The sequence below is a fragment of the Streptomyces sp. enrichment culture genome (assembly GCF_964272895.1).
Taxonomy (GTDB): Bacteria; Actinomycetota; Actinomycetes; order Streptomycetales; family Streptomycetaceae; genus Streptomyces.
The window spans coordinates 2,163,181-2,185,483 of record NZ_OZ186832.1; the positions used below are offsets into that span (position 1 = coordinate 2,163,181).

Here is a 22,303-nt window from a genome sequence, read left to right on the forward strand (position 1 = left end):
GTTCCGGCCCTCGGCCTGGCTGCGGCGGCTGTGCACCCGGGCGGACCGCCGGCTCCGGCCGGGCGGGGCGGACGGTGACGGCCGGGGCGCGGAGGACACCGCGGAGCCGTCAGTGCGGGTCGAGGAACTGCTCGGCCCAGACCGTCTTGCCGGTGGCCGTGTGGCGGGTGCCCCAGCGCTGGGCGAGCTGGCCGACCAGCAGCAGGCCGCGTCCTCCCTCGTCGAAGGCGCGGGCGCGGCGCAGGTGCGGGGCGGTGCTGCTGGCGTCGTAGACCTCGCAGATGAGGGTGGCGCCCTGGTGGATCAGGCGCAGCCGCACGGGCTCGCGGCCGTAGCGCAGGGCGTTGGTGACCAGTTCGCTGACCACGAGTTCGGTGATGAACCCGGCCTCCTCCAGGCCCCAGGCTTCGAGCTGGTCGGTGGCCAGCCGGCGGGCCTGGGCGACGACCGTGGGGTCGAAGCCCAGCTGCCAGGTGGCGACCTGGTCGTCGCCGAGGCTGCGGGTGCGGGCGACGAGGAGGGCGATGTCGTCGTCCGGCGGGTGGGTGAGCATGGCGGCGAGGAGCCGGTCGCAGATCACGTCGGGGGCCGTGGCGGGGCGGGCGAGGGTGGCGAACATCTTGTCCAGGGCCTCGTCGATGTCACGGTCGCGGGCCTGGAGCAGGCCGTTGGTGTACAGGACGAGCAGGCTGCCCTCGGCCAGCTCGGTCTCGACGGTCTCGAAGGGCAGGCCGCCCAGGCCCAGCGGCGGGCCGGGCGGGACGTCCAGGAAGCGCACCGCGCCGTCGGGGGCGACCACCGCGGGCGGGGGGTGGCCGGCGCGGGCCAGCGCGAGGCCGCGGGAGATGGGGTCGTAGATCGCGTACAGGCAGGTGGTGCCGATGCCGGCGGCGCCCTCCGCCTCCTGCGGTCCGGCCTCCTCGGCGGACAGGTGCACCACGAGGTCGTCGAGGTGGGTCAGGAGTTCGTCGGGGGGCAGGTCGACGTCGGCCAGGGTGCGCACGGCGGTGCGTATCCGGCCCATGGTCGCGGAGGCGCGGATGCCGTGCCCGACGACGTCGCCCACGACCAGCGCGACGCGGGTGCCCGACAGCGGGATCACGTCGAACCAGTCGCCGCCCACGCCCGCCCGGCCGCCGGCCGGCAGATAGCGGGTGGCGACGTCGAAGGCGTGCTGCTCGGACAGGGTCTGGGGCAGCAGGCTGCGCTGCAGGGTCACGGTGGTCGTGTGCCCGCGTCCGCGGCGCCGGGCGCGGTGGATGCCCTCGGCCGCGGTGCCCACCAGCTGCTCGGCCAGCGTGACGTCCTCCGCCTCGAAGGGCTCCCGGCTGCGGTGGCGGCCCAGCAGCACCGCGCCGAGCATGCCGCCCTGGGCGTGCAGCGGGAGCACCATCAGTGACTGCACCCCCGCCTCGCCGATCCGGGCGGCCTGGGGGTCCTCCTGGGCCCACCGGATCATGGCCGGCTCGCCCAGCCCGTACACGGCCGCCCGTCCCTCGACCAGGCAGCGGGTGACCGGCGAGACGGCCGGGTAGCGGACCGACTCGCCCGGCGTGACCAGGACGCCGCCGTCGCCGAGGACCGACCGTGCCGCGACCCGGCTGAGGCTCACCCGCCCCGCCGAACCGGCCGGCACGACGACATCGGCCTCGCCGCCCCGCCAGAAGACGTCCAGGACGTCGACGGCGGCGAAGTCCGCCACGGCGGGGACGACGACCTCGGCCAGTTCCTGTGCCGTGCGCTCGGAGTCGCCGGCGACGTCGATCCGGGCCTGGCCCTGGAGCAGCACGCGCTGCCGGGCCGCATATGCCTCGGCCGTGTGGTGCGCGACCAGGGACACCGCGCGCACCCGGCCGTCGGCGTCCTTCAGCGGCGCCAGCGAGGCCGGCCAGCCGCCCTCCGTCCCCACGCCCGCCGGGCCGATGAGGTCGGGGACGTGCTGGACCTCGCCGCCCTCCAGCACCAGCCGCATCGCCGCCTCGGCCCGGTCGCTCAGCGGATGCGGGGCGAGCTCGGCCAGCCGCCAGCCGCGCATCTCCCGCGCGGTCAGCGCGAGCGCGCCCTCCAGTGCGGCGTTCGCCTCCACCAGCCGCAGATCCGGGTCGAAGACGCCGACGATGCAGGGCAGCTGCCGCAGCGCCCACGCGGCGAACGCACCGCCCTCCGGCAGGGCCTGCCCCGGCCGCGCCGGCGGCCGGCCGGCCGCCTCCGCCACCACCAGCCACTCCCTGCCCGCGCCGGTGTCCGCGCCCGTCGGCGGGGAGGATCGCCGGCGGGCCAGCAGCCGTCGCTCAAGGTGCCGGCCGTCCTGATGCCGCAGGACCGCCGTGCCGCTCCAGCCCCGGCGCCCGGCCGCGACCGTGCGCGCCCGTTCCCCGACGTCACCGGCGACCAGCCGGGCCGCCGGACGCCCCACGATCTCCGCCGGTCCGTAGCCCAGGAGCCGTCCGGCCCCCTCGCTCCACCCCGTGACGATGCCCCGTTCGTCCACCGTGGCCGTGCAGACCGCGGGGGGCGGGGTGTCCGGCCGCGCTCGTTCACCGGAAAGGGAGGAAGGACGCACCATCACCGCTCCTCTCGCGGTTCACGTGCCCGTACGGCCCCCTCCGACCAGCATGATCCCGGAGCGCGCCGACCACCAACCGGAGCGGTTCAAACCCCTGTGACGGGCCTGTGACAGTCGGCGGACACGGCTATGACGTCACCCCGACACCATCTTTACAAGGGACGAAACGCAGCAATCGGGCATTCGTCAGCTGCTTCCAAGGGTGCGAGCAGGAACGATCGAGCAGAGCCGCCGGAGAACACCCCCATGAACTCCATCGCCACCGCCATCCCCGCCGCGACCACCACCGACGCCCCCGAGCTCACCCCCCGTGAGCGGGAGACATTGCGCCACATCGCCTCGGGCCGCACCTATCTGCAGGCGGCTCGCCACATGGGCCTCTCCCAGCACACCGTGGACACCTATCTGCGCCGCATCCGGGCCAAGCTCCACGTCCACACCACCGCGGAGCTGACCCGCCTGGCCATCGCGCTGGGCCTGTGACCGGTCCTAGACCTCGGCCTTGCGGTACGAGGGGTCGAGGTCGCGGATCTCGGCGGACAGATGCAGCCTGACCCCGTCCATGGGCTCGACATGCTTGCGCAGCAGCTCCACCACGGCATCGGCCAGATGCCCCTTGGTCTTCTCGGAGCGGCCGGCCATCAGGGCGATCGAGACGTTCGCGATGGCGTGCCGCTCCCGGTCCGCCCCGACCACGTCCGCCGCGGACCTGAGGACACGGGTCTTGCACGCCTCCAGCCGCGCCCCCGGCGCCAGGCGGACGACCAGCGGATGCAGCTCGAGCGCGAACTCCTCCCAGTCGACACCGTCCAGGTGTCCGGAGTGCTCGACCTTGATCTGCGGCATGGGTGCTCCTGTTCTCTGCGGACAGGAGCACCCTAACCACAGCCGGATCAGCCGGCGCGGGTGAAGACCGCCACCGTGCGGCCCGGCACCGTGAAGGTGCCCGATTCCTCCGCGTAGGAGGCGTTCTTCACGACGGCGTCCGCGCCGGACGCCTGCACCGGGTGCAGCCGGTAGCCGGTCCCGGCCAGGTCCGCCACCCGCTGCTGCTGCTCCCCGGGCGTCGCGTTGAAGACGACGACCAGGTCACCGAGGCGCATGGTGATCACACCGGGCGTCTCCTCGGTCCCCGACAGCGGGAAGGAGAGCTGTTCCTGCACCTGCTCGGCCGTGCCGAGGGAGAACGCCTGCTCCGTCGTACGGATCTTCAGCAGGTCCCGGTACGCGGCCGAGGCACCCTCGATCTGCTCGCAGCCGACCGTCAGCCTGCCCAGCAGGGGCTTGGCGAACGGCCACTTGGCCAGGTTGTCGGCCGCCGGGGGCAGCCCGCGGCCGAAGCCGTTGCCGTCGGCGCAGTTCCAGTGGACGGCGTTGAACCAGTCGCCGCTGTCGTAGGAGTTGCGGTCCAGCGACTTCGAGCGCAGCAGGTCGGTACCGGCCTGGGAGAGCGCCGGGCCCTGCGAGAGGGTGGCCGTGGCCATCGCGAGGACCTGCATCCGGGCCCGCTCGTCCGCGCCGGTCTCGGCGGGCAGCTTGAACGCGAGGGCGTCGAACAGCGTCTCGTTGTCGTGCGCGTCGGCGTAGGCGAGGGCGTCGCCGGGGGCCGCCGCGTAACCGGCCGGGGCGCCGTTGTAGTCGACCTCGGAGCCCTTGACCTCCTTGCCGCTGGTGTCGGTGAACCGGTAATCGGCGAGGTTGCCGGACAGGCCGACCTTGATCAGGTCCTGGTAGTGCAGCAGGCGGGCCCGCTGCTGCTCCCGGGTGCCGTTGTCCGCCGCCGGGTTGGGCTCGGTGTACAGGCCCGAGGCGAAGCCCTGGACGCCGGGGTCGGCGTCGAAGGGGCCGCCGCCGCGCACCGCGTCACGGGCCCGGTCGGAGAAGGTGGCGATGCCGGTGCCGGCCATGTTCTTCTGCGTGGCCTGCTCGAAGCGGGCGTCGTCGGCGACCTCGCCGAAGTTCCAGCCCTCGCCGTACAGGATGATCTTCTTGCCGTCGACGCCGTCCTTCTCCAGGGTGAGCGCGTCGAGGGCCTTCCTGACCGCCAGGATGTTGGCCTTCGGGTGGTGGCCCATCAGGTCGAAGCGGAAGCCGTCGACCTTGTACTCCCTGGCCCAGGTGACGATCGAGTCCACGACGAGCTTGCCCATCATGGCGTTCTCGGTGGCCGTGTTGGCGCAGCACGTGCTGTTCGCGACCGAGCCGTCGGCCAGCAGCCGCTGGTAGTAGCCCGGCACGATCCGGTCCAGGACGGACGTCTTGGCCTGACCGCTCGCGGCGGTGTGGTTGTAGACGACGTCCATGACGACCCGCAGACCGTCCTCGTTGAGCGCCTTGACCATCTCGCGGAACTCGACCGTACGGGCGGTGCCGTCCGGGTCGGTGGCGTAGGAGCCCTCGGGGACCGTGTAGTGGTACGGGTCGTAGCCCCAGTTGTAGGCGTCCTTCGCGGCGATCTTCGCGACGCACTCCTGCTGCCGCTCGGAGTCCGCGGGGAGGGAGGCGAGGTCGCAGTCGGCCCTGGCCTGGTCGGCCTTCTTCTCGGGGATCGTGGCGATGTCGAACGCGGGCAGCAGATGCACGTACGAGGTGCCGGCCTCGGCCAGCTTCCGCAGGTGCTTCGAGCCGTCGCTGTCCTTGTCGGTGAAGGCGGCGTAGGTGCCGGGGTGCTCGGCGGTCCGGTCCTCCACGGAGAAGTCCCGGATGTGCAGCTCCTGGATCTGCGCGTCCTTCAGCGGCACCGCCTTCGGCTTGGTGTACGTCGTCCAGCCGGCCGGCGCGAGCGCCTTGTCGGCGAGGTCGACGACCAGGCTGCGCTCGGAGTCGGCGGTGAGCGCGACCGAGTAGGGGTCGGTGACCTTGTTGGTGACGACCTCGCGGACGCTGGGCGCCCACACCGTGACGGCGTACCGGTACGGCTTGTTCTTCCACGAGGCGGGACCGGTCACCGACCAGACGCCGGTGGCGCTGTCGCGCTTCATCGGGACGAGGGTGTCCTGGATCTCCAGCGCGACGCTCTGCGCGGTCGGCGCCCACACCGACAGGGTGGGCCGGCCGTCGCGGAACACCGGGCCGAGGTCGGCGTCGGTGGCGTCGTAGAGATCGTCGAGCGCGCCCGCGATCTGCACGCCGGTCGCCGCGAGCACGGCACCGTTCGCGGCCCGCTGGGTGGCGACGAGCTGGCCGCGCAGGGCGTGGCGGACCCGGTCGCGGTCGCGGGGGTCGACGGAGTAGGCGGTGTAGTTCCTCAGGTGCGGGAACTTCGCCTTCTGCGCCTCGGTGAGGGCGGTCTTCCTCAGCCGCAGCCAGCGCTCGTCGGTGCTGGTCAGCGTCCCGTCCTTGACCTCGATGGAGCCGGTGCGGGAGGACAGCAGCTGGGTGGAGGCGGCGCTCTCGGAGCTGTTCCAGGCGATCGTGTTCCGGTCGATCCAGACCGCCTTGGCGGTGGTCAGGTCGAGCGCGGCCGCGGAGCCCTCGGGCTGCGGGAGCAGGTACTTCTCCTGGCCGCTCACCAGCCACACCTCGTGGCCGTGGGCCCTGAGGTCCAGGGACTGGTCGGCGGGCAGGTCCTTCTCGTCGCCCTTGTGGAGGATGTAGCTGAGGCTGGTGGCACCCTCGGCCAGGGGCACCTCGAAGACCGCGCCATAGGCATCAGTCTTCACCGGCATCAGCGGCTTGGACCACTCGGTGGGCTGCGCGGCACCGGCCCAGGTGTGCAGGCCCCAGCCGTCGTAGTTCCCGTCGGCGCGGTGGTAGTGCAGGACGGCCTTGGAGGTGTCCGGCGCTGGGTACACGCCCTCGGGGCGCTCGGTGAGGGCGGTCTCCTTGCCCTGCTCGATCCAGATCTCGCCGGTCTTGGTGACGTCGATCGTGCGGTCGGCGGAGACGTCCTTGTTGCCCTGCTTGTCGATGACCAGGTAGCCGACGCCGGTGGCGCCCGGCTTCAGCTTGACGTAGGCGAAGGCACCGTAGGCGTCACGGCCGATGAAGGGGTGGCTGTCCGGCCAGTTCGTGGACTCGCCGTCGGCGATGTCGCCCCAGGCGTACAGGCCCCAGTCGGCGTAGTTCCCATCCGCGCGCTTGTAGTGGACGATCGCGTAGTCGCGGGAGGACGCGGTGGGGACCTCCGCGGCAGGCGGGGTACCGGTGCTCGACGCGGCCGTCGCGGACGCCGTACGTCCGGCCGAGTCGATCACGACGGCCTTGTAGCGCAGGGCGGTGCCGGGGGCCACGTCCTCGCCGATGGTGTGCGTGACCTTGTACGGGGCGTGGTCGGCGGAGCCCAGGACCCGCCACGGGCCGGTGCCCGTCTGCGCGGCGAAGACGACCCGGTTGAGCTGACCGCCGTCCACGTCCGCGGTGACCTCGACGGTCCCGATGGCTCCGGCGGCGGGGGCCTTCAGGGTGAGGGCCGGCTCGGTGGCGGGGGCGGCGAGCTTGGCCGCGGCCTTGTAGACGACGGCGGAACCGGCGGGAACGGTGACGGTGAGCCGCTTGCCGGCGTCGGAGGTGATCCGGGCGGAGGTGCCGTAGATCCCGTCGAACCGCATGTGCGCCGAACCGGTCCCGAAGGTCGCCGTCCTCGCCTCACCGGCGTTGTTGAAGGCGACGACGTACTCGACGCCGCTCTTGGCGTCCGTGCGGGAGAAGGCGTAGACGCCGGAGCCCTCGGCGGCGTAGCGCTCGGTCTGGACCCCGTCGGCGAGGGCCGGGTGGGCCTTGCGCAGCGCGGCGAGAGCACGGATCTGCCGGTAGAGCGGCGCACTCGTGTCGTACGCGGCGCTCGCGTGGGTGCGGTCGGTGCCGAGCAGATCGTCGTCGAGGTAGTCGGCGGTGCGCGAGGCGAACATCGGCTGGCGGGCGTCCTTGTCGCCGCCGGCGCCGGTGAAGCCCTGCTCGTCGCCGTAGTAGATCACCGGGTTGCCGCGGCTGAGGAACATCAGCTCGTTGGCGAGCCGGTCCTTCTTCAGCAGCTCGGCGTCCGAGGCGCCGGGGTTGTCCTGCTTGAGGAACGTCCCGATGCGGCCCATGTCGTGGTTGCCGAGGAAGGTGACCTGTTCGTAGGCGTTGGCCTTGTCGGTCGTGTACCTGTAGTCGTCGCCGAAGACGGCCGCGAGCTTCCTGGCGCTGCCGCCCTGGGAGGCGTACTGCCGGGCGGCCTCCTGGAAGGGGAAGTCCAAGGTGGCGTCCAGGCGGCCCTGGGTGACGTACGGCGAGGTCACCGCCGTGTCGGCGGAGTAGACCTCACCGAACATGAAGAAGTCGTCCCGGCCGCGTTCGGCCGCGTACGCGTCGAGGGCGGTGGCCCACTGGGTCCAGAACTCGCTGTTGACGTGCTTGACCGTGTCGATGCGGAAGCCGTCGATGTCGAAGTCGCGCACCCAGCGCTGGTAGATGCGCTCCATGCCCTTGACGACCTCGGGACGCTCGGTCCACAGGTCGTCCAGGCCGGAGAAGTCGCCGTGGGTGGAGCTCTCGCCGGCGAAGGTGGAGTCACCCCGGTTGTGGTACATCCGCGGGTCGTTGAGCCACTTGGGGACCTTCAGGTTCCTCTTGGCGGCGGGCACGACCGGGGTGTACGGAAAGGAGTCGCGGTCCACGCGCGGGAACTTCCGGCCGCCCGCCGCGTAGTCGGCGTCGTCGAAGGGCTTGCCGTCCTTGGTCAGATAGGGGAAGGCGCCCTTGGACAGATAGCCGTAGGACTTCTCCTCGTAGTCGACGACGTCGGCGGTGTGGTTGGTGATGACGTCGAAGAAGACCTTCATCCCCTTGGCGTGCGCCTTGGCGATGAGGTCCTTGAGGTCCGCGTTGGTCCCGAAGTGCGGGTCGACCTGGGTGAAGTCGGTGATCCAGTACCCGTGGTAGCCGGCGGAGGCGTTGGCCCCGGTGCCCTGCACGGGCTGGTTCTTGAAGATGGGCGCCATCCAGATGGCGGTGGTGCCCAGGCCCTTGATGTAGTCGAGCTTGCGGGTCAGGCCCTTGAGGTCGCCGCCCTGGTAGAAGCCCTTGTCCGTGGGGTCGTAGCCGGTGGTGAGGCGGGTGCCGGTGAGGCCGCCCCGGTCGTTGGAGGCGTCGCCGTTGGCGAAGCGGTCCGGCAGGACGAAGTAGAACTGCTCGCGGGTGAGGTCGTGGCGGGCGGGCTCGGCGGCGAGCGCGGCGTCCGACGGGGGTGGCGGCGGGGTGTCGGCGCGGGCGGCGAGGGGGTGCACCAGGGCTGCGGCGAGCGCGGCGGCGGTGACGGCCGCGACCCGTCTGCCCTGTGCGGTACGGCGCGTCCCAGGCGCGGGCCTTCTGGATATCAAGGCGTGAACTCCTTGCGATGACGGCTCATTCGGGTCCGACCCCGGGCGCGACGGTATCGCCGCGCAAAGATTGCAGCAAGGGTCGTGAAAGTAACGGAAAGGCTTTTCACGACCCTTGCCCGGTCAGCGGCTCGGCGGACGGCTCAGCAGGAGGACTTGCCCGCGTAGACGGCCAGGGCCGTGTTCGGGGCGAGCGTGGCGGTGAACTGGCCGCTGGAGTTGACCGTCACGGGGGTGTTGTTCTGCACGTTGCAGTACGTGCCCGCGGGCAGCGAGGTCTGGTAGGTGCGGGTCAGCGAGGAGGACTCGTGGTTGATGGCCACATAGCCCTTGGAGCCCCGGCCGAAGGCGATGGCCTGGGAGCCGTTGTCCCACCAGTTGGTGACCGCCTCGCCCCTGGTGGCGTTGCGGAAGGCGACCATGCGCTGGATCTCGGGCCAGGCGTGCTGGCACTTCCAGCCGTCCTGCCAGCAGGCGTTGACCTGACCGCCGCCCGGCGGACCGGCGTTGTGGTCCGAGAACTCGTAGCCGGAGTTGATGTCGGGTGCCCCGTAGGGCCAGGCCAGCATGAAGACGTTGGCCAGCGTGTAGTTGGCGCCGTCCTTGTAGCTGAGGGTGGAGCCGTTGCGCTCGGTGTCGTGGTTGTCGACGAAGACACCGGAGACGCCGCTGCTCATATAGCCCCAGCCCTCGCCGAAGTTCTTCAGGTAGGCGAGGCGCTCGTTGGTGAAGACCCGCTTGAGGTCGTACGCGTACCGGAACTCCTGCACGTCCCCGTTGCCGGTGTACTCACTCGGCTGGACGGCCTCGCCGGCCCCGTAGATGGCCTCCTGCTTCCAGTAGACGGAAGGATTCGTCAGCCGGGACTTGATGTTCGCGAGGTCGGCGGCCGGGATGTGCTTGGCCGCGTCGATCCGGAAGCCGTCGACGCCGTAGGAGAGCAGGGTGTTCATGTACCGGGCGAGGGCGGAGCGGACGTACTCCTCGCCGGTGTCGAGGTCGGCGAGGCCGACGAGCTCGCAGTTCTGGACGTGCCAGCGGTCCTGGTAGTTGGTGATCTCGGCGGTGCAGTTGTCGAAGTCGTAGGACGAGTACAGGCCGGGGTAGGTGTACTTGGTGTACGACGAGCCGCCGGTGCCGGTGCCGTTGCCGGCGGCCATGTGGTTGATGACGGTGTCGACGACGACCTTCACACCGGCCGAGTGACACGTGTCGATCATGTTGCGGAAGGCGGCGGTGTCACCGAGCCGTCCCGCGATCTTGTAGCTGACCGGCTGGTACGAGGTCCACCACTGCGAGCCCTGGATGTGCTCCGCGGGCGGGGAGACCTGGACGTAGCCGTATCCGGCGGGGCCGAGGCGGTTGGTGCACTCGGCGGCGACCGAGGAGTACTTCCACTCGAAGAGGACGGCGGTGACGTCCTTGGTGCCGGGCGGCGCGGCCTGGGCGGTGCCCGCGGTGCCGGGTATCAGCACCGCCGCCGCGGCAGCGAGCGCCAGCGCGCCCGAGAGAGTTCTGGCCATGTGGAGAGTCCTTCACCTTTGAAGGGTGCGCGGAAGTGCGGGGAACACGCTGAAGGTTCTTGCTGCAAAATTGCTGAAACCTTGCGGTTGCGGTGATGTTAAGGGTTGGACATCCGCAGGGGCCAGGGGTGCGCGGGAAGTTGCTGCAAGAAATTGCGGGGCGCGGCGGTGGCCCTACTCGGCGGTTCCGAGGCGGGCCAGGAGGGTGCGGGCTTCGCCGAGGCGGGGGTGGGCCGGATGCAGATGCCGCCCGCAGTCGGCCAGGGCCCGGCGGGCCACGTCGGCCGCCTCGCTCCGGCGCCCCAGGCCGTCCAGGGCGGTCGCCGTCGCCAGGTCCAGCTTCCCGGTGTGGCCCCGTTCCCGGGGCGGGGTGAACCGGCGTGCCTCGGTGAGGGCTTCGGCGTGGCGGCCCTGGCCGTTCAGGCTGCGCACCAGCGTGCAGTGCAGCGCGGCCTCGGCGCCGGCGACGCCCTCGGCCCTGGACAGGTTCCCTCGCGCGATCGCCTCGGCCTCCTCGGGGCGGCCAAGCCCGCACAGGGCCTGCGCCAGGCCGTCCAGGACGGTCAGCTCCAGCTTCCACACCCTCGTGCCCAACTGCTTCAGCCGGGACAGTTCGCGCAGCAGGGCCTGCGCCTCCGCCTCGGCCTCGGCGTGCTGTCCCTGCCAGTCGAGGATCGTCGCGCGGTTGTGCCGGACCAGCACCAGGAGGGTCCGCTCCGATCCGGCCAGGCCCTCCAGGTCCGCGACGAGCGCTTCCATCTCGGCCAGCACCTCGGTGCCCCGCCCATGGGCGCAGGCCACCGCCGTGGCCGTCACCTGCGCGTACCGCGTCATCGCGAGGCGCCGCCCGCCGCGCAGCCGCCCGGCCGCCGCCTGGCACGCCCTGGCCGCGGCCTCGGCCTCCTCGAACCGGCCTTCTTCGGCGAGGTGCAGCGCATGCTTCAGGGCGGCGCCGAGTCGCCGGGAGCGGTACGAGGCGGGCGTCGGGAGCTTCACCCCAGGGAGGTTACGTGAGCGGGGCCGGCGGACGCGGGCAGGGCCCGCCACCGGGGTGCGGTGGCGGGCCCTGCGGTGCGGACACCTGGACGGTCAGACCGTGGTGAACCACACCGTGGTGTCCGCGGGGACCTTCGTCTCGCCGTCGGCCTCGGCGACCTCGCCGCTGCTGAGCAGGACACGGCCGTACGCCGGGGTCGTCACCGACTCCCCCGTCGTGTTGGCGACGCACACGAACTCGCCGCGCCTGAAGGCCAGGACGCCCTCGGGGGCGCGCAGCCACTCGACCTCGTCGCCGGCGCCCAGGTCGGGCTGTTCCCGGCGCACGGCGAGGGCGGCGCGGTAGAGCTCCAGGGTGGAGCCGGGCACGCCGGTCTGGGCCTCGACGCTCAGCTCGCCCCAGCTGGACGGCTGGGGCAGCCAGCTGCCGCCGCTGCCGAAGCCGTACGAGGAGCCCTCGCGCGTCCAGGGGATCGGCACCCGGCAGCCGTCGCGGAAGCCGTCCTGGCCCGCGCCGCGGAAGTACGCCGGGTCCTGGCGCACCTCGTCGGGCAGGTCGACGACGTCCGGCAGGCCGAGCTCCTCGCCCTGGTAGAGGTACGCCGAGCCGGGCAGGGCCAGCATCAGCAGCGTGGCCGCGCGGGCGCGGCGCAGGCCCAGTGCGCGGTCGCCGGCGGTGCGGATCTGGGTGCCGAGGCCGGGCGGGTTGGCGAACCGGGTGGCGTGGCGGGTGACGTCGTGGTTGGACAGCACCCAGGTGGCGGGGGCGCCCACCGGGCGCATCGCCTCAAGGGTGCGGTCCACCACCTTGCGCAGCTCCTCGGCGTCCCAGTCGGTGCCCAGGTACTGGAAGTTGAACGCCTGGTGCAGCTCGTCGGGGCGGACGTAGTTGGCCGTGCGCTCGACGGTCGGCGTCCACGCCTCGGCGACGAAGATGCGCTCGCCGGAGTACTCGTCGAGAATCAGCCGCCACTGGCGGTAGATGTCGTGCACGCCGTCCTGGTCGAAGAACGGCATGACATCGTTGCCCAGCAGTTTCAGCTGGTCGTGGGCGCCGAGGTCGGGCAGGCCCGCCGCCTTGACCATGCCGTGGGCGACGTCGATGCGGAAGCCGTCGACGCCCATGTCCAGCCAGAAGCGCAGGATGGAGCGGAACTCGTCGCCGACCGCCGGGTGCTCCCAGTTGAAGTCGGGCTGCTCGGGGGCGAAGAGGTGCAGGTACCACTCGCCGGGCGTGCCGTCGGGCTCGGTGATCCGCGTCCAGGCGGGGCCGCCGAAGATGGACTCCCAGTCGTTGGGCGGCAGTTCGCCGTCGGCGCCCTTGCCGGGGCGGAAGTGGTAGCGCTCGCGCAGCGGCGAGCCGGGGCCCTCGGCGACGGCCCGCTTGAACCACTCGTGCTGGTCGGAGGAGTGGTTGGGGACCAGGTCGACGATGATGCGCAGCCCCAGCGCGTGCGCGTCGCGGATCAGCGCGTCGGCGTCCAGCAGGTTGCCGAACATCGGGTCGACGGCGCGGTAGTCGGCGACGTCGTAGCCGGCGTCGGCCTGCGGGGAGGCGTAGAAGGGGCTGAGCCACACGGCGTCCACGCCGAGGTCGCGGAGGTAGGGCAGACGGGAGCGTACGCCTTCCAGGTCGCCCATGCCGTCGCCGTTGCTGTCGGCGAAGCTGCGCGGATAGACCTGGTAGATCACCGCGTCCCGCCACCAGTCACGGCGCTTGGCGACGGTGGCGACGGCGGAGTGCGGCGCGGAGGTGTGCTGACTCATGGCGTCCTTGAGGGGTAACTCGATCGATGTCATTGGGACGTGGGGAGGGGCGGCGGGGTGACGAGACGGTCGCGGCGGCAGCGGGGTCGGAAGGCCACCGCGACCGTCTCGGGTACAGGAGGGCAACGCCGGTGAAGGGGGCGGGACTGTATCGACGTGCGGCTTCCGCCGCGTGGTCGCGACGAGCCACGACGGCGCCGCGGCCGAAGAACGACCCGCGGTCCCCTCTCGGCGGCTAGCCCTTCGTGCCGCCCGCGGTCAGGCCGGTCACCAGGTTCTTCTGCACGAGGTAGAAGAACGCGGAGACGGGTATGGCGACCAGCACCGCGGTGGCGGCCATCAGGTTGCGCTGGGCGTCGTGCTCGCTGACGAAGCTCTGCAGACCCACCGCGAAGGTGTACTTCGTGTCGCTCAGCATGAACGTCGACGCGAAGGCGACCTCGCCGAAGGCGGTGATGAAGCTGTAGAACGCGGCCACCGCGAGGCCCGGCTTGGCCAGCGGCAGGATCAGCCGGAAGAACGTGCCGAACGGGGTGAGCCCGTCGACCCGGCCGGCCTCGTCGATCTCGAACGGGATGGTGTCGAAGTAGCCCTTGAGCAGCCAGGCGCAGTACGGCACCGCGGTCGAGCAGTAGACGAGGATCAGACCGAGGTAGGTGTCGATGAGCTGGAGCTCGGAGAGGATCTGGTACATCGGCACGATCAGTACGGCGATCGGGAACATCTGGGTGACCAGGAGCACCCACATGAACTTCTTGTAGCCGGGGAAGCGCATGCGCGAGACGGCGTAGCCGGTGGTCGCGGCGATGATCACGCCGATGACCGTGGTGCCGAGGGAGACGACGAGCGAACTGGTCAGCCAGTCGAAGAACTTGGTCTCCGTCAGGACGAACGAGTAGTTGTCGAGCGTCATCTTCCCCCAGATCCGGCCGGGGTGGAGATAGTCGTCCTTGTCCGGTCCGAGGGACAGGAACACCAGCCAGGCGATCGGGAACAGCGCGATCAGGCTGCCGGTGATCAGGATGCCGTGGGAGGCGACGGAGGCGAGGAGGCTGCGCTCGCCGCGGCGGCGGGGCGTGCCCGCGGGGGCGGGGCGGACCTTGGTCTCCTCGGCGGAGGTCGGGGCAGCGGTCGTACTCATGGGGGCTCCTGCCTCAGATCGCGAGCTGCTGGTCATTGCGGTTCAGCCAGCGGCGGTAGAAGGAGGTGAAGACGATCAGGATGGCCAGCAGCAGGATGCCGTAGGCCGCGGACTGCGCGAAGTCGCGCGGCTGCTGGCCGAAGCCCAGGTAGTACGCCCAGGTGACGAGGATCTGGGCGTCCGGGGCGGTGTCGCCGAACAGCAGGAAGATCACGGCGAACTGGTTGAAGGTCCAGATGATGCCGAGCAGGACGACGGTGGAGCTGACCGAGCGCAGGCCGGGCAGGGTGACGTAGCGGAACTGCTGCCACTTGCTGGCGCCGTCCATCTCGGACGCCTCGTAGAGGGAGGCGTCGATGGACTGCAGGCCGCCGAGCAGGGAGACCATCATGAACGGCACACCGCACCAGGTGTTGACCATGATCGCGGCGAACCGCTGCCAGAAGGTGTCCTCCAGCCAGGCCGGGGTGGGCAGGTGCAGGAACTCCAGGCCGGAGTTGATGATGCCGCCGTCGGCGAGCATGAACCGCCAGCCGAAGACGGTGACGAAGGTCGGCACGGCCCACGGCAGGATCAGGATCAGCCGGTAGAGGGTGCGGCCGCGCATCTTCTGGTTGAGCAGCAGGGCGAGGCCCAGGCCGATCGTGTAGTGCAGGCCGACACAGGCGGCGGTCCACACGATGGTCCAGATGAAGTGCGACCAGAACCGCTCGTAGGAGGTCTCGCCCCACAGGATGTCGGCGTAGTTGTCGAAACCGATGAACTTGTAGGTGGCCTCGATCTCGTTGACGCCGATGGTGCGCGCCGTGTTGAGGCTGGTGGCGTCGGTGAGCGTGAGATAGAAGCCGTACGCCAGCGGGTACAGGACGAGCACGCCGAGCACGATCGCCACCGGGAGGATCATGGCGTAGGCGTACCAGTGCTTCTGGTAGGCGTGCTTCAGGCGCTGCCCGAGGCCGGGGCGCTGCCCGCGGTCACCACGGCGCTTGCCGGTCGCTCGGTCGATGGCGACTGTCATGGTTCGACACCTTCTGGAAAGTTCAGGGGGAGTACGGCACGCAGGCCGGTGGCCGCCGGAACGCTCCCCCCATGATCAGGGCACTCCGGCGGCCACGGGCGGTCACTTGCTGAAGTCCGGCACCAGCTTGGCGATGGCGGTCTCGGCGCTGCTCAGACCCTCGTCCAGGGACTTCTTGCCGCCGGCGACGGCGAGCAGTTCGGTGTCCAGGTGACCGAAGAAGGAGCTGTACTCGGGCAGGGCCGGGCGCGGCTGGGCGGCGGCGAGGACCGTCTGGTAACCGGCGATGCCCGGGTCGGCCTTGACCTTCGCGGTGTAGGCGTCGTCACGCGTGGGGAGCGTGTTGTTCTTCAGCGCGATGGTCTCCTGGGCGTGCGCGGAGGTCATGAAGTTCACGAACTTCAGCGCGGCCTTCTGGTGGGCCTCGTCGGAGCCGGCGTACACGGAGAGGTTGTGGCCGCCGGTCGGGGCGCCCGCCTTGCCGGAGGAGCCGGCCGGGACGGTGGCGATGCCGAGGTTGTTCTTGTCCTTGAACGCGGAGCCCTTGTAGAAGTTGGTGATCTCCCACGGGCCCTGGATGATCGCGGCGACCTTGCCGTTGACGAACGCGTCCTGGATGTGGGCGTAGGCGTCGGCGGTGGTGTCGGCCTTGTGCAGGCCCTTGCCGTCGAAGAGGTCCAGCCAGGTGCCGTACGCCTTCTTGGCCTCGGGCGAGTTGACCGTGATCTTCTTGGCCTCGGCGTCGACGGTGTCGGTGCCCTCGCCGTAGAGGAAGGACTGGGCGTAGTAGGACTGGGTGGAGCCCCAGTAGCCGTCGACGCCGGTCTTCGCCTTGATGGTGGCGGCGGCCTTCTTCAGCTCGTCCCAGGTCTGCGGGACCTCGACGCCGGCCTTGGCGAAGAGCTCCTTGTTGTAGACCAGGGCGAGGGTGTCCGTGGTGAACGGGACGCCGTAGGTCTTGCCCTCGTACTTGGCCTGCTCGATCAGGTTGGTCTTGAACTTGCCCTGCTCGGCGAGGGCCTCGGTGCCGTCCAGCGGCAGGAAGAAGCCCTTCTTGGCGAAGGCGGGGGTCCAGCCGACCTCGGAGCGCAGCACGTCCGGGGCGCCCTTGGAACCGGCGGCGGTGTCGAACTTGTTCTGCGCCTGGTCGAAGGGGACGTTGACGTACTTGACCTTGATGTCCTTGTTGGCGGCCTCGAACTCCTTGACCAGGGCCTTGTACGTCGGCGCCTCGTTGGTCGCGTTGGAGGTGTCCCACCAGGTGATGGTGACCGGGCCGTCCGCCGAGTCGCCGCTGTCGCTGCCGCCGCAGGCCGTCGCCGTGAGAGCGAGGGACGCCACCAGCGCGCTGGCCGCTATGCCACGCCGCATGAGTTCTCCTTGAGGGTGAAAGCCCGTGTGGTGGGCCCTTTCGTCACATTCCCGTCGTCCGCCCGAAGGGCGACGGGGGTGTGATGACAGGGCCCGCAGGTGCGGCCCCGTCTGCCGTGCCTGCTGCTTGCCGACTGCGCCGTTGCGGCCGCCGGGCGACGTGAACGTAACAGCGATGTAAGCGGCGCGAAAGACCTTGCAGAAAAAAAGTGCAAGGGATCTCAGACGTTACGTCTGCGTGACCTCCGCGCGACTGCTACGAGGCCGGGTATTGCGGGTGATCAGCGGGCGGAGGAACACTTGTGCAAGACTTGCAAGCTCTTGCCGACTGTTTCAATCGGCTTCACTCGCTTTCACGCATTCGGTTTCACGAGGGGACGCCATGCCGCAGCAACCCGCAGCGCGCCGGTCAAACGCCCGCACCCGGCGTCCGGTTGGTGTGCAAGGCGACATTCGGCCGGTACAGTCCACTGGCGTGACCACACGGCTTGCGGACATCGCTGCGCAGGCGGGGGTGAGCGAAGCGACCGTCAGCCGCGTCCTCAACGGCAAGCCTGGCGTCGCGGCCACCACCCGCCAGGCCGTGCTGGCCGCCCTCGACGTCCTCGGCTACGAGCGTCCGGTGCGGCTGCGCCAGCGCAGCGCGGGTCTGGTCGGACTGATCACCCCGGAGCTGGAGAACCCGATATTCCCGGCCCTGGCGCAGGTCATCGGCCAGGCGCTGACCCGCCAGGGCTACACCCCGGTGCTCGCCACCCAGACTCCCGGCGGCTCGACCGAGGACGAGCTGACCGAGATGCTGGTCGACCGCGGTGTGGCCGGCATCATCTACGTCTCCGGGCTGCACGCGGACACCACCGCCGACATGCAGCGCTACGAGCAGCTGCGGGCGCAGGGCGTCCCCTTCGTCCTCGTGGACGGCTTCTCGCCGAAGGTGCAGGCGCCCTTCATCTCGCCCGACGATCGCGCCGCGATGACCCTCGCGGTCACGCATCTGACCTCGCTCGGTCACACCCGGATAGGGCTGGCGCTCGGACCGAAGCGGTTCGTGCCGGTCCAGCGGAAGATAGAGGGCTTCGTCCGGGCCATGCAGGAGCAGCTGGACCTGCCCGCCGAGGAGGTGCAGGCCGATCTGGTGCAGCACTCGCTGTACACGCTGGAGGGCGGCCAGGCGGCCGCCACCGCGCTGATCGGCCGGGACTGCACGGCGGTGGTGTGCGCGAGCGACATGATGGCGCTGGGCGCGATAAGGGCGGCCCGGCAGCTCGGCCTGGAGGTCCCGCGGGACATCTCGGTGGTCGGCTTCGACGACTCCCCGCTGATCGCCTTCACCGACCCGCCCCTGACGACCGTCCGCAAGCCGGTCCCGGCCATGGGCCAGGCCGCCGTACGCACGTTGCTGGAGGAGATCGGCGGGACGCCCGCTCCGCACAGCGAGTTCGTCTTCATGCCCGAGCTGGTGGTGCGCGGTTCGACCGCTTCGGCCCCTGGTGACCGCAATCGTCCTTAGGGCGTAGACGCGCGCCTTCGCCCGGTGTAGGAGGTGCGTCGGTCGCCCGACCAGAGGATGATCGGTGGGGGAAGAATTGTCTGGCAGACTCTGTGCCCATGGGTGAGACGACCGTGACGACTCTGGAAGGCCGCGAAGAGACGGCCGTTCCGCGGACTGTCACGGACAATTCGGGACAGAGCTTTCTGAACCGGCTGCGCGCTCCCCGGCGTCCCCGGGTGTGGTTCGAGATCCTGCTGATCGCGGTGAGTTACTGGACGTACTCGCTGATCCGCAACGCCGTACCGGAGCAGAAGGCCGAGGCGCTGCGCAACGCCGACTGGATCTGGCGGGCGGAGCACACCCTGGGCATCGCCGTCGAGCAGTCCGTGAACCACGCGGTCAACTCCGTGACTTGGCTCATCGTCGGCATGAACTACTACTACGCCACCTTGCACTTCGTGGTCACGCTGGGTGTCCTGGTGTGGCTCTACCGCAGTCACCCCGGCCGGTACGCGGCGACCCGCACGGTGCTGTTCTCCACCACCGGTGTGGCACTGGTCGGTTACTACCTGTATCCGCTGGCCCCGCCCCGGCTGATGAACGGCGCCGACTTCATCGACACCGTGCTGGTGCACCAGACCTGGGGCTCGATGGCCTCCGGCGACCTGAAGAACATGTCGAACCAGTACGCGGCGATGCCGTCGATGCACATCGGCTGGTCGCTGTGGTGCGGGCTGACGATCTTCGCGCTGGCGACCGTGCCGTGGGCGAAGGTGCTCGGTCTGCTCTACCCCGCGGCGACGCTCGTCGTCATCGTCGCCACCGCCAACCACTTCTGGCTGGACGCCGTCGGCGGCATCCTCTGCCTGGCCTTCGGCTACACGGTGGCACGGCTCTGGTACGGGGCGCTGCCGCACGCGCTGCCGAGGCTGGTGCCCCACCAGCCGGGCGGCCCGCTGCTGCCGACGCGGTCCTGAGGCCCCTTCGGGGCCGGGACACGGCCTAGCGCTCGCCCACCCCGTAGAAGAGCTCGTCGACCACCGTCCGGGCCCGGCGGGTGATGCGCCGGTACGTGTCCAGCATGTCCCCGACATGTCCGGGCCCGTGGCCCAGGTAGCGGCCGACGGCGGCCAGCTCGCGCGGGTCCGAGGGGAAGGTGTCCCCGGCCCGGCCGCGCACCAGCATCACGGCGTTGCGCACCCGCGTGGCCAGGACCCACGCCTCGTCGAGGGTGGCCGCGTCCTCCTCGCCGAGCAGCCCGGCCTCGCGGGCGGCGGCCAGCGCGTCCCGTGTGCGGGTGGTGCGCAGCCCCGCCACCTCGGCCCCGTGCCGCAGCTGGAGCAGCTGCACGGTCCACTCCACGTCGGACAGCCCGCCGGGCCCCAGCTTGGTGTGCAGCTTGGGGTCCACGCCGCGCGGCAGCCGCTCGGACTCCATCCGGGCCTTCAGCCGCCGGATCTCCCGCACCGCCTCCTCCCCCAGGCCCCCGGCGGGATAGCGCAGGGGGTCGACGAGCTCGACGAAGCGCCGGCCCAGGTCCTCGTCGCCGGCGACCGGCTCGGCCCGCAGCAGCGCCTGCGACTCCCACACCAGCGACCAGCGGCGGTAGTAGGCCTCGTAGGACTTCAGCGTGCGCACCAGCGGGCCCGACTTGCCCTCGGGCCTGAGGTCGGCGTCGATCAGCAGCGGCGGGTCGGCGCTGGGGATCTGCAGCAGGCGGCGCATCTCGGAGACGACCTTGTGCGCGGCCTCGGACGCCTCCTGCTCGCTGACCCCGTCGCGCGGTTCGTGCACGAAGACGACGTCCGCGTCCGAGCCGTAGCCCAGCTCGTGACCGCCGAACCGGCCCATGCCGATGATCGCGAACCGGGTGGGCAGGGTCTCGCCCCAGCCCTCGCGCACGACCGCGCGCAGGGTGCCCGCGAGGGTCGCGGCGGTGAGGTCGGAGACGGCGCCGCCGACGCGGTCCACCAGGGCGCCCTGGTCGGGCTCGGCGGGCCGGGCCTCGGTGCCGTAGGAGCTGACGATGTCGGCGGCGGCCGTACGGAACAGCTCGCGGCGGCGGACGCCACGGGCGGCCCTGACGGCCTGCTCGCCGTTCTCGGCGCGGCCGACGGCGGCCAGGATCTCCTGCTCCAGATGGGCGCGGGTGCGCGGGGCGAGGCCGCCCCCGGTGCCGGACCCCGCGCCGTCGCCGTCGCCGAGCAGGGCGACCGCCTCGGGGGCGCGCATCAGCAGGTCGGGCGCGAGCCGGCCGGCGGACAGCACACGGGCGAGGTTCTGCGCGGCGGCGCCCTCGTCGCGCAGCAGCCGCAGGTACCAGGGGGTCTTGCCGAGGGCGTCGGAGACCTTGCGGAAGTTCAGCAGGCCCGCGTCCGGGTCGGCGGAGTCGGCGAACCAGCCGAGCAGCACCGGCAGCAGGGTGCGCTGGATGGCGGCCTTGCGGGTGACGCCGGAGGCCAGGGCCTCCAGGTGGCGCAGGGCGGAGGCGGGGTCGGCGTAGCCGAGGGCGATCAGGCGTTCGCGGGCCGCGCCGGGGCTGAGCCGGGCCTCGCCGGGGGCGAGCTGGGCGACGGCGTCCAGGAGGGGCCGGTAGAACAGCTTCTCGTGCAGCCGGCGCACCACGCCCGCGTGCCGCCGCCACTCCCGGTCGAGCTCGGCGACCGGGTCGGTGCGCAGGCCCAGCGAGCGGCCCAGTCGGCGCTGGTCGGCCTCGGCCTCGGGGACCAGGTGGGTGCGGCGCAGCCGGTACAGCTGGATGCGGTGCTCCATGGAGCGCAGGAAGCGGTACGCCTCGTCGAGCTGGACGGCGTCCGCGCGGCCGACGTAGCCGCCCGCGGCGAGCGCCTGGAGGGCGTCGAGGGTGGTGCCGCTGCGCAGGCCGGCGTCGTCGCGGCCGTGCACCAGCTGGAGCAGCTGCACGGCGAACTCGACGTCCCTGAGGCCGCCCGGTCCGAGCTTGAGCTCGCGGTCGACCTCCGCGGCGGGGATGTTCTCCACCACCCGGCGGCGCATCTTCTGCACGTCGGCGACGAAGTTCTCGCGCTCGGCGGCCTGCCAGACCAGGGGCGCGACGGCGGCCACGTACTCCTCGCCGAGCTCCAGGTCGCCGGCGACCGGCCGGGCCTTGAGCAGCGCCTGGAACTCCCAGGTCTTGGCCCAGCGCTGGTAGTAGGCGAGGTGGCTGCTGAGGGTGCGCACCAGGGGGCCGTTGCGGCCCTCGGGGCGCAGATTGGCGTCGACCGGCCAGATCGAGCCCTCGACCGTGGTCTCCGAGCAGACCCGCATCATGTGCGAGGCCAGCTTGGTGGCGGCGCGCAGGGCCTTGGCCTCGTCGGCGCCGTCGGCGGCCTCGGCGACGAAGATGACGTCGACGTCGGAGACGTAGTTCAGCTCGTGGCCGCCGCACTTGCCCATCGCGATCACCGCGAGCCGGCACAGCGCGGCCTCGTCGGGCGCGGCGGCGCGGGCGATGGCGAGGGCGGCGCGCAGGGTGGCGGTGGCGAGGTCGGCCAGCTCGGCGGCGGTCTGGGCGACGTCGGTGGTGCCGCACACGTCACGGGCGGCGATGGACAGCAGGCAGCGGCGGTAGGCGACGCGCAGGGCGACGGGGTCGGCGGCGCCGGCCAGGCCCCGCTCGAACTCCTCGACGCCGGGGTGCAGGTCGCGCGGCTCGTACATGGCCAGCGCCCGCCAGTCGCCGGGGTGCCGGGCGAGGTGGTCGGCGAGGGCGGCGGAGGCGCCGAGCACACCGAGCAGGCGGTCGCGCAGCGGCTTGGCCGCTATCAGGGTGTCCAGCAGTTCCCGGCGTGCGGTGGGCTCGGGCTGCGCCTCCAGGAGGCGGACCAGGCCGCCGAGGGCGAGGTCGGGGTCGGCGGTGGCGCCGAGGGCCTCCAGCAGGACGGGGTCGTTGCGCACGGGCGCGAGCTCGGGGGCGTCCAGGAGGCGCTCCGCGGCGGTGGCGTCGGTGAAGCCGTGCCGCAGCAGCCGTGTGAAGGTACTGCTCCTGCGCCCCGGCGCCGTCATGCCCCGCCTCCCGTCCGTCGGGACGACCAGGCCGATCAAGGTCGTCCGCAGTCGAGCCTAACCGCAGTCCCGCCGGGAGGCGCCGATGAGTTCCGTCCTCG

At 71.3% G+C, this 22,303-nt stretch carries 13 protein-coding genes; 3 read left to right on the forward strand and 10 right to left on the reverse strand.

From position 1 onward, the window contains the following. Window positions 1-109 precede the first annotated feature (109 nt). Window positions 110-2,566: a SpoIIE family protein phosphatase gene (locus ACSU6M_RS09835; RefSeq protein ID WP_437068791.1), complete on the reverse strand. Its 2,457-nt coding sequence runs from the start codon at window positions 2,564-2,566 to the stop codon at window positions 110-112. Window positions 2,567-2,812: 246 nt separating this feature from the next. Here ACSU6M_RS09835 and ACSU6M_RS09840 point away from each other — a divergent pair, with 246 nt between their 5' ends. Further along, a complete protein-coding gene (locus tag ACSU6M_RS09840; protein WP_437068793.1) occupies window positions 2,813-3,049 on the forward strand; it encodes a response regulator transcription factor in 237 nt (78 codons plus the stop codon). A gap of 6 nt (window positions 3,050-3,055) precedes the next feature. Here ACSU6M_RS09840 and ACSU6M_RS09845 read toward each other — a convergent pair whose 3' ends face one another. The 8 genes from ACSU6M_RS09845 to ACSU6M_RS09880 form a co-directional block, all read right to left on the reverse strand. After that, on the reverse strand, window positions 3,056-3,412 hold the full coding sequence (locus tag ACSU6M_RS09845) for a 5-carboxymethyl-2-hydroxymuconate Delta-isomerase (protein ID WP_437068795.1): 357 nt from the start codon (window positions 3,410-3,412) through the stop codon (window positions 3,056-3,058). A 47-nt stretch (window positions 3,413-3,459) separates the two neighbouring features. After that, window positions 3,460-8,868, reverse strand: coding sequence for a pullulanase-type alpha-1,6-glucosidase (gene pulA, locus ACSU6M_RS09850; RefSeq protein ID WP_437068796.1), 5,409 nt, complete (start codon window positions 8,866-8,868; stop codon window positions 3,460-3,462). 143 nt (window positions 8,869-9,011) lie between these two features. After that, window positions 9,012-10,391, reverse strand: coding sequence for an alpha-amylase (locus ACSU6M_RS09855; RefSeq protein WP_437068798.1), 1,380 nt, complete (start codon window positions 10,389-10,391; stop codon window positions 9,012-9,014). 174 nt (window positions 10,392-10,565) lie between these two features. Continuing rightward, window positions 10,566-11,387, reverse strand: coding sequence for a tetratricopeptide repeat protein (locus tag ACSU6M_RS09860; RefSeq protein WP_437068800.1), 822 nt, complete (start codon window positions 11,385-11,387; stop codon window positions 10,566-10,568). Window positions 11,388-11,480: 93 nt separating this feature from the next. Further along, window positions 11,481-13,154, reverse strand: a complete 1,674-nt coding sequence (locus ACSU6M_RS09865; RefSeq protein WP_437068802.1) for a glycoside hydrolase family 13 protein — start codon at window positions 13,152-13,154, stop codon at window positions 11,481-11,483. 235 nt (window positions 13,155-13,389) lie between these two features. Then, the gene (locus tag ACSU6M_RS09870; RefSeq protein WP_437068804.1) at window positions 13,390-14,295 is read right to left on the reverse strand and encodes a sugar ABC transporter permease; all 906 of its coding nucleotides are present in this window, start codon (window positions 14,293-14,295) and stop codon (window positions 13,390-13,392) included. A gap of 13 nt (window positions 14,296-14,308) precedes the next feature. Further along, window positions 14,309-15,313, reverse strand: coding sequence for a carbohydrate ABC transporter permease (locus ACSU6M_RS09875; protein WP_437068806.1), 1,005 nt, complete (start codon window positions 15,311-15,313; stop codon window positions 14,309-14,311). A 102-nt stretch (window positions 15,314-15,415) separates the two neighbouring features. Further along, on the reverse strand, window positions 15,416-16,684 hold the full coding sequence (locus ACSU6M_RS09880) for an extracellular solute-binding protein (protein ID WP_437068808.1): 1,269 nt from the start codon (window positions 16,682-16,684) through the stop codon (window positions 15,416-15,418). 475 nt (window positions 16,685-17,159) lie between these two features. Between ACSU6M_RS09880 and ACSU6M_RS09885 the strand changes: the two genes are divergently transcribed. After that, window positions 17,160-18,194 carry a LacI family DNA-binding transcriptional regulator gene (locus tag ACSU6M_RS09885; RefSeq protein ID WP_437068810.1) on the forward strand — a complete coding sequence of 345 codons (1,035 nt, stop codon included), beginning with the start codon at window positions 17,160-17,162 and terminating at the stop codon, window positions 18,192-18,194. Between the two features lie 98 nt (window positions 18,195-18,292). Beyond that, a complete protein-coding gene (locus ACSU6M_RS09890) occupies window positions 18,293-19,153 on the forward strand; it encodes a phosphatase PAP2 family protein (protein WP_437068812.1) in 861 nt (286 codons plus the stop codon). 25 nt (window positions 19,154-19,178) lie between these two features. On the opposite strand, the gene ACSU6M_RS09895 is transcribed toward ACSU6M_RS09890, so the two are convergent. Then, complete coding sequence (locus tag ACSU6M_RS09895; protein ID WP_437068814.1) at window positions 19,179-22,202, reverse strand: bifunctional [glutamine synthetase] adenylyltransferase/[glutamine synthetase]-adenylyl-L-tyrosine phosphorylase; 3,024 nt, start codon at window positions 22,200-22,202, stop codon at window positions 19,179-19,181. Window positions 22,203-22,303 lie beyond the last annotated feature (101 nt).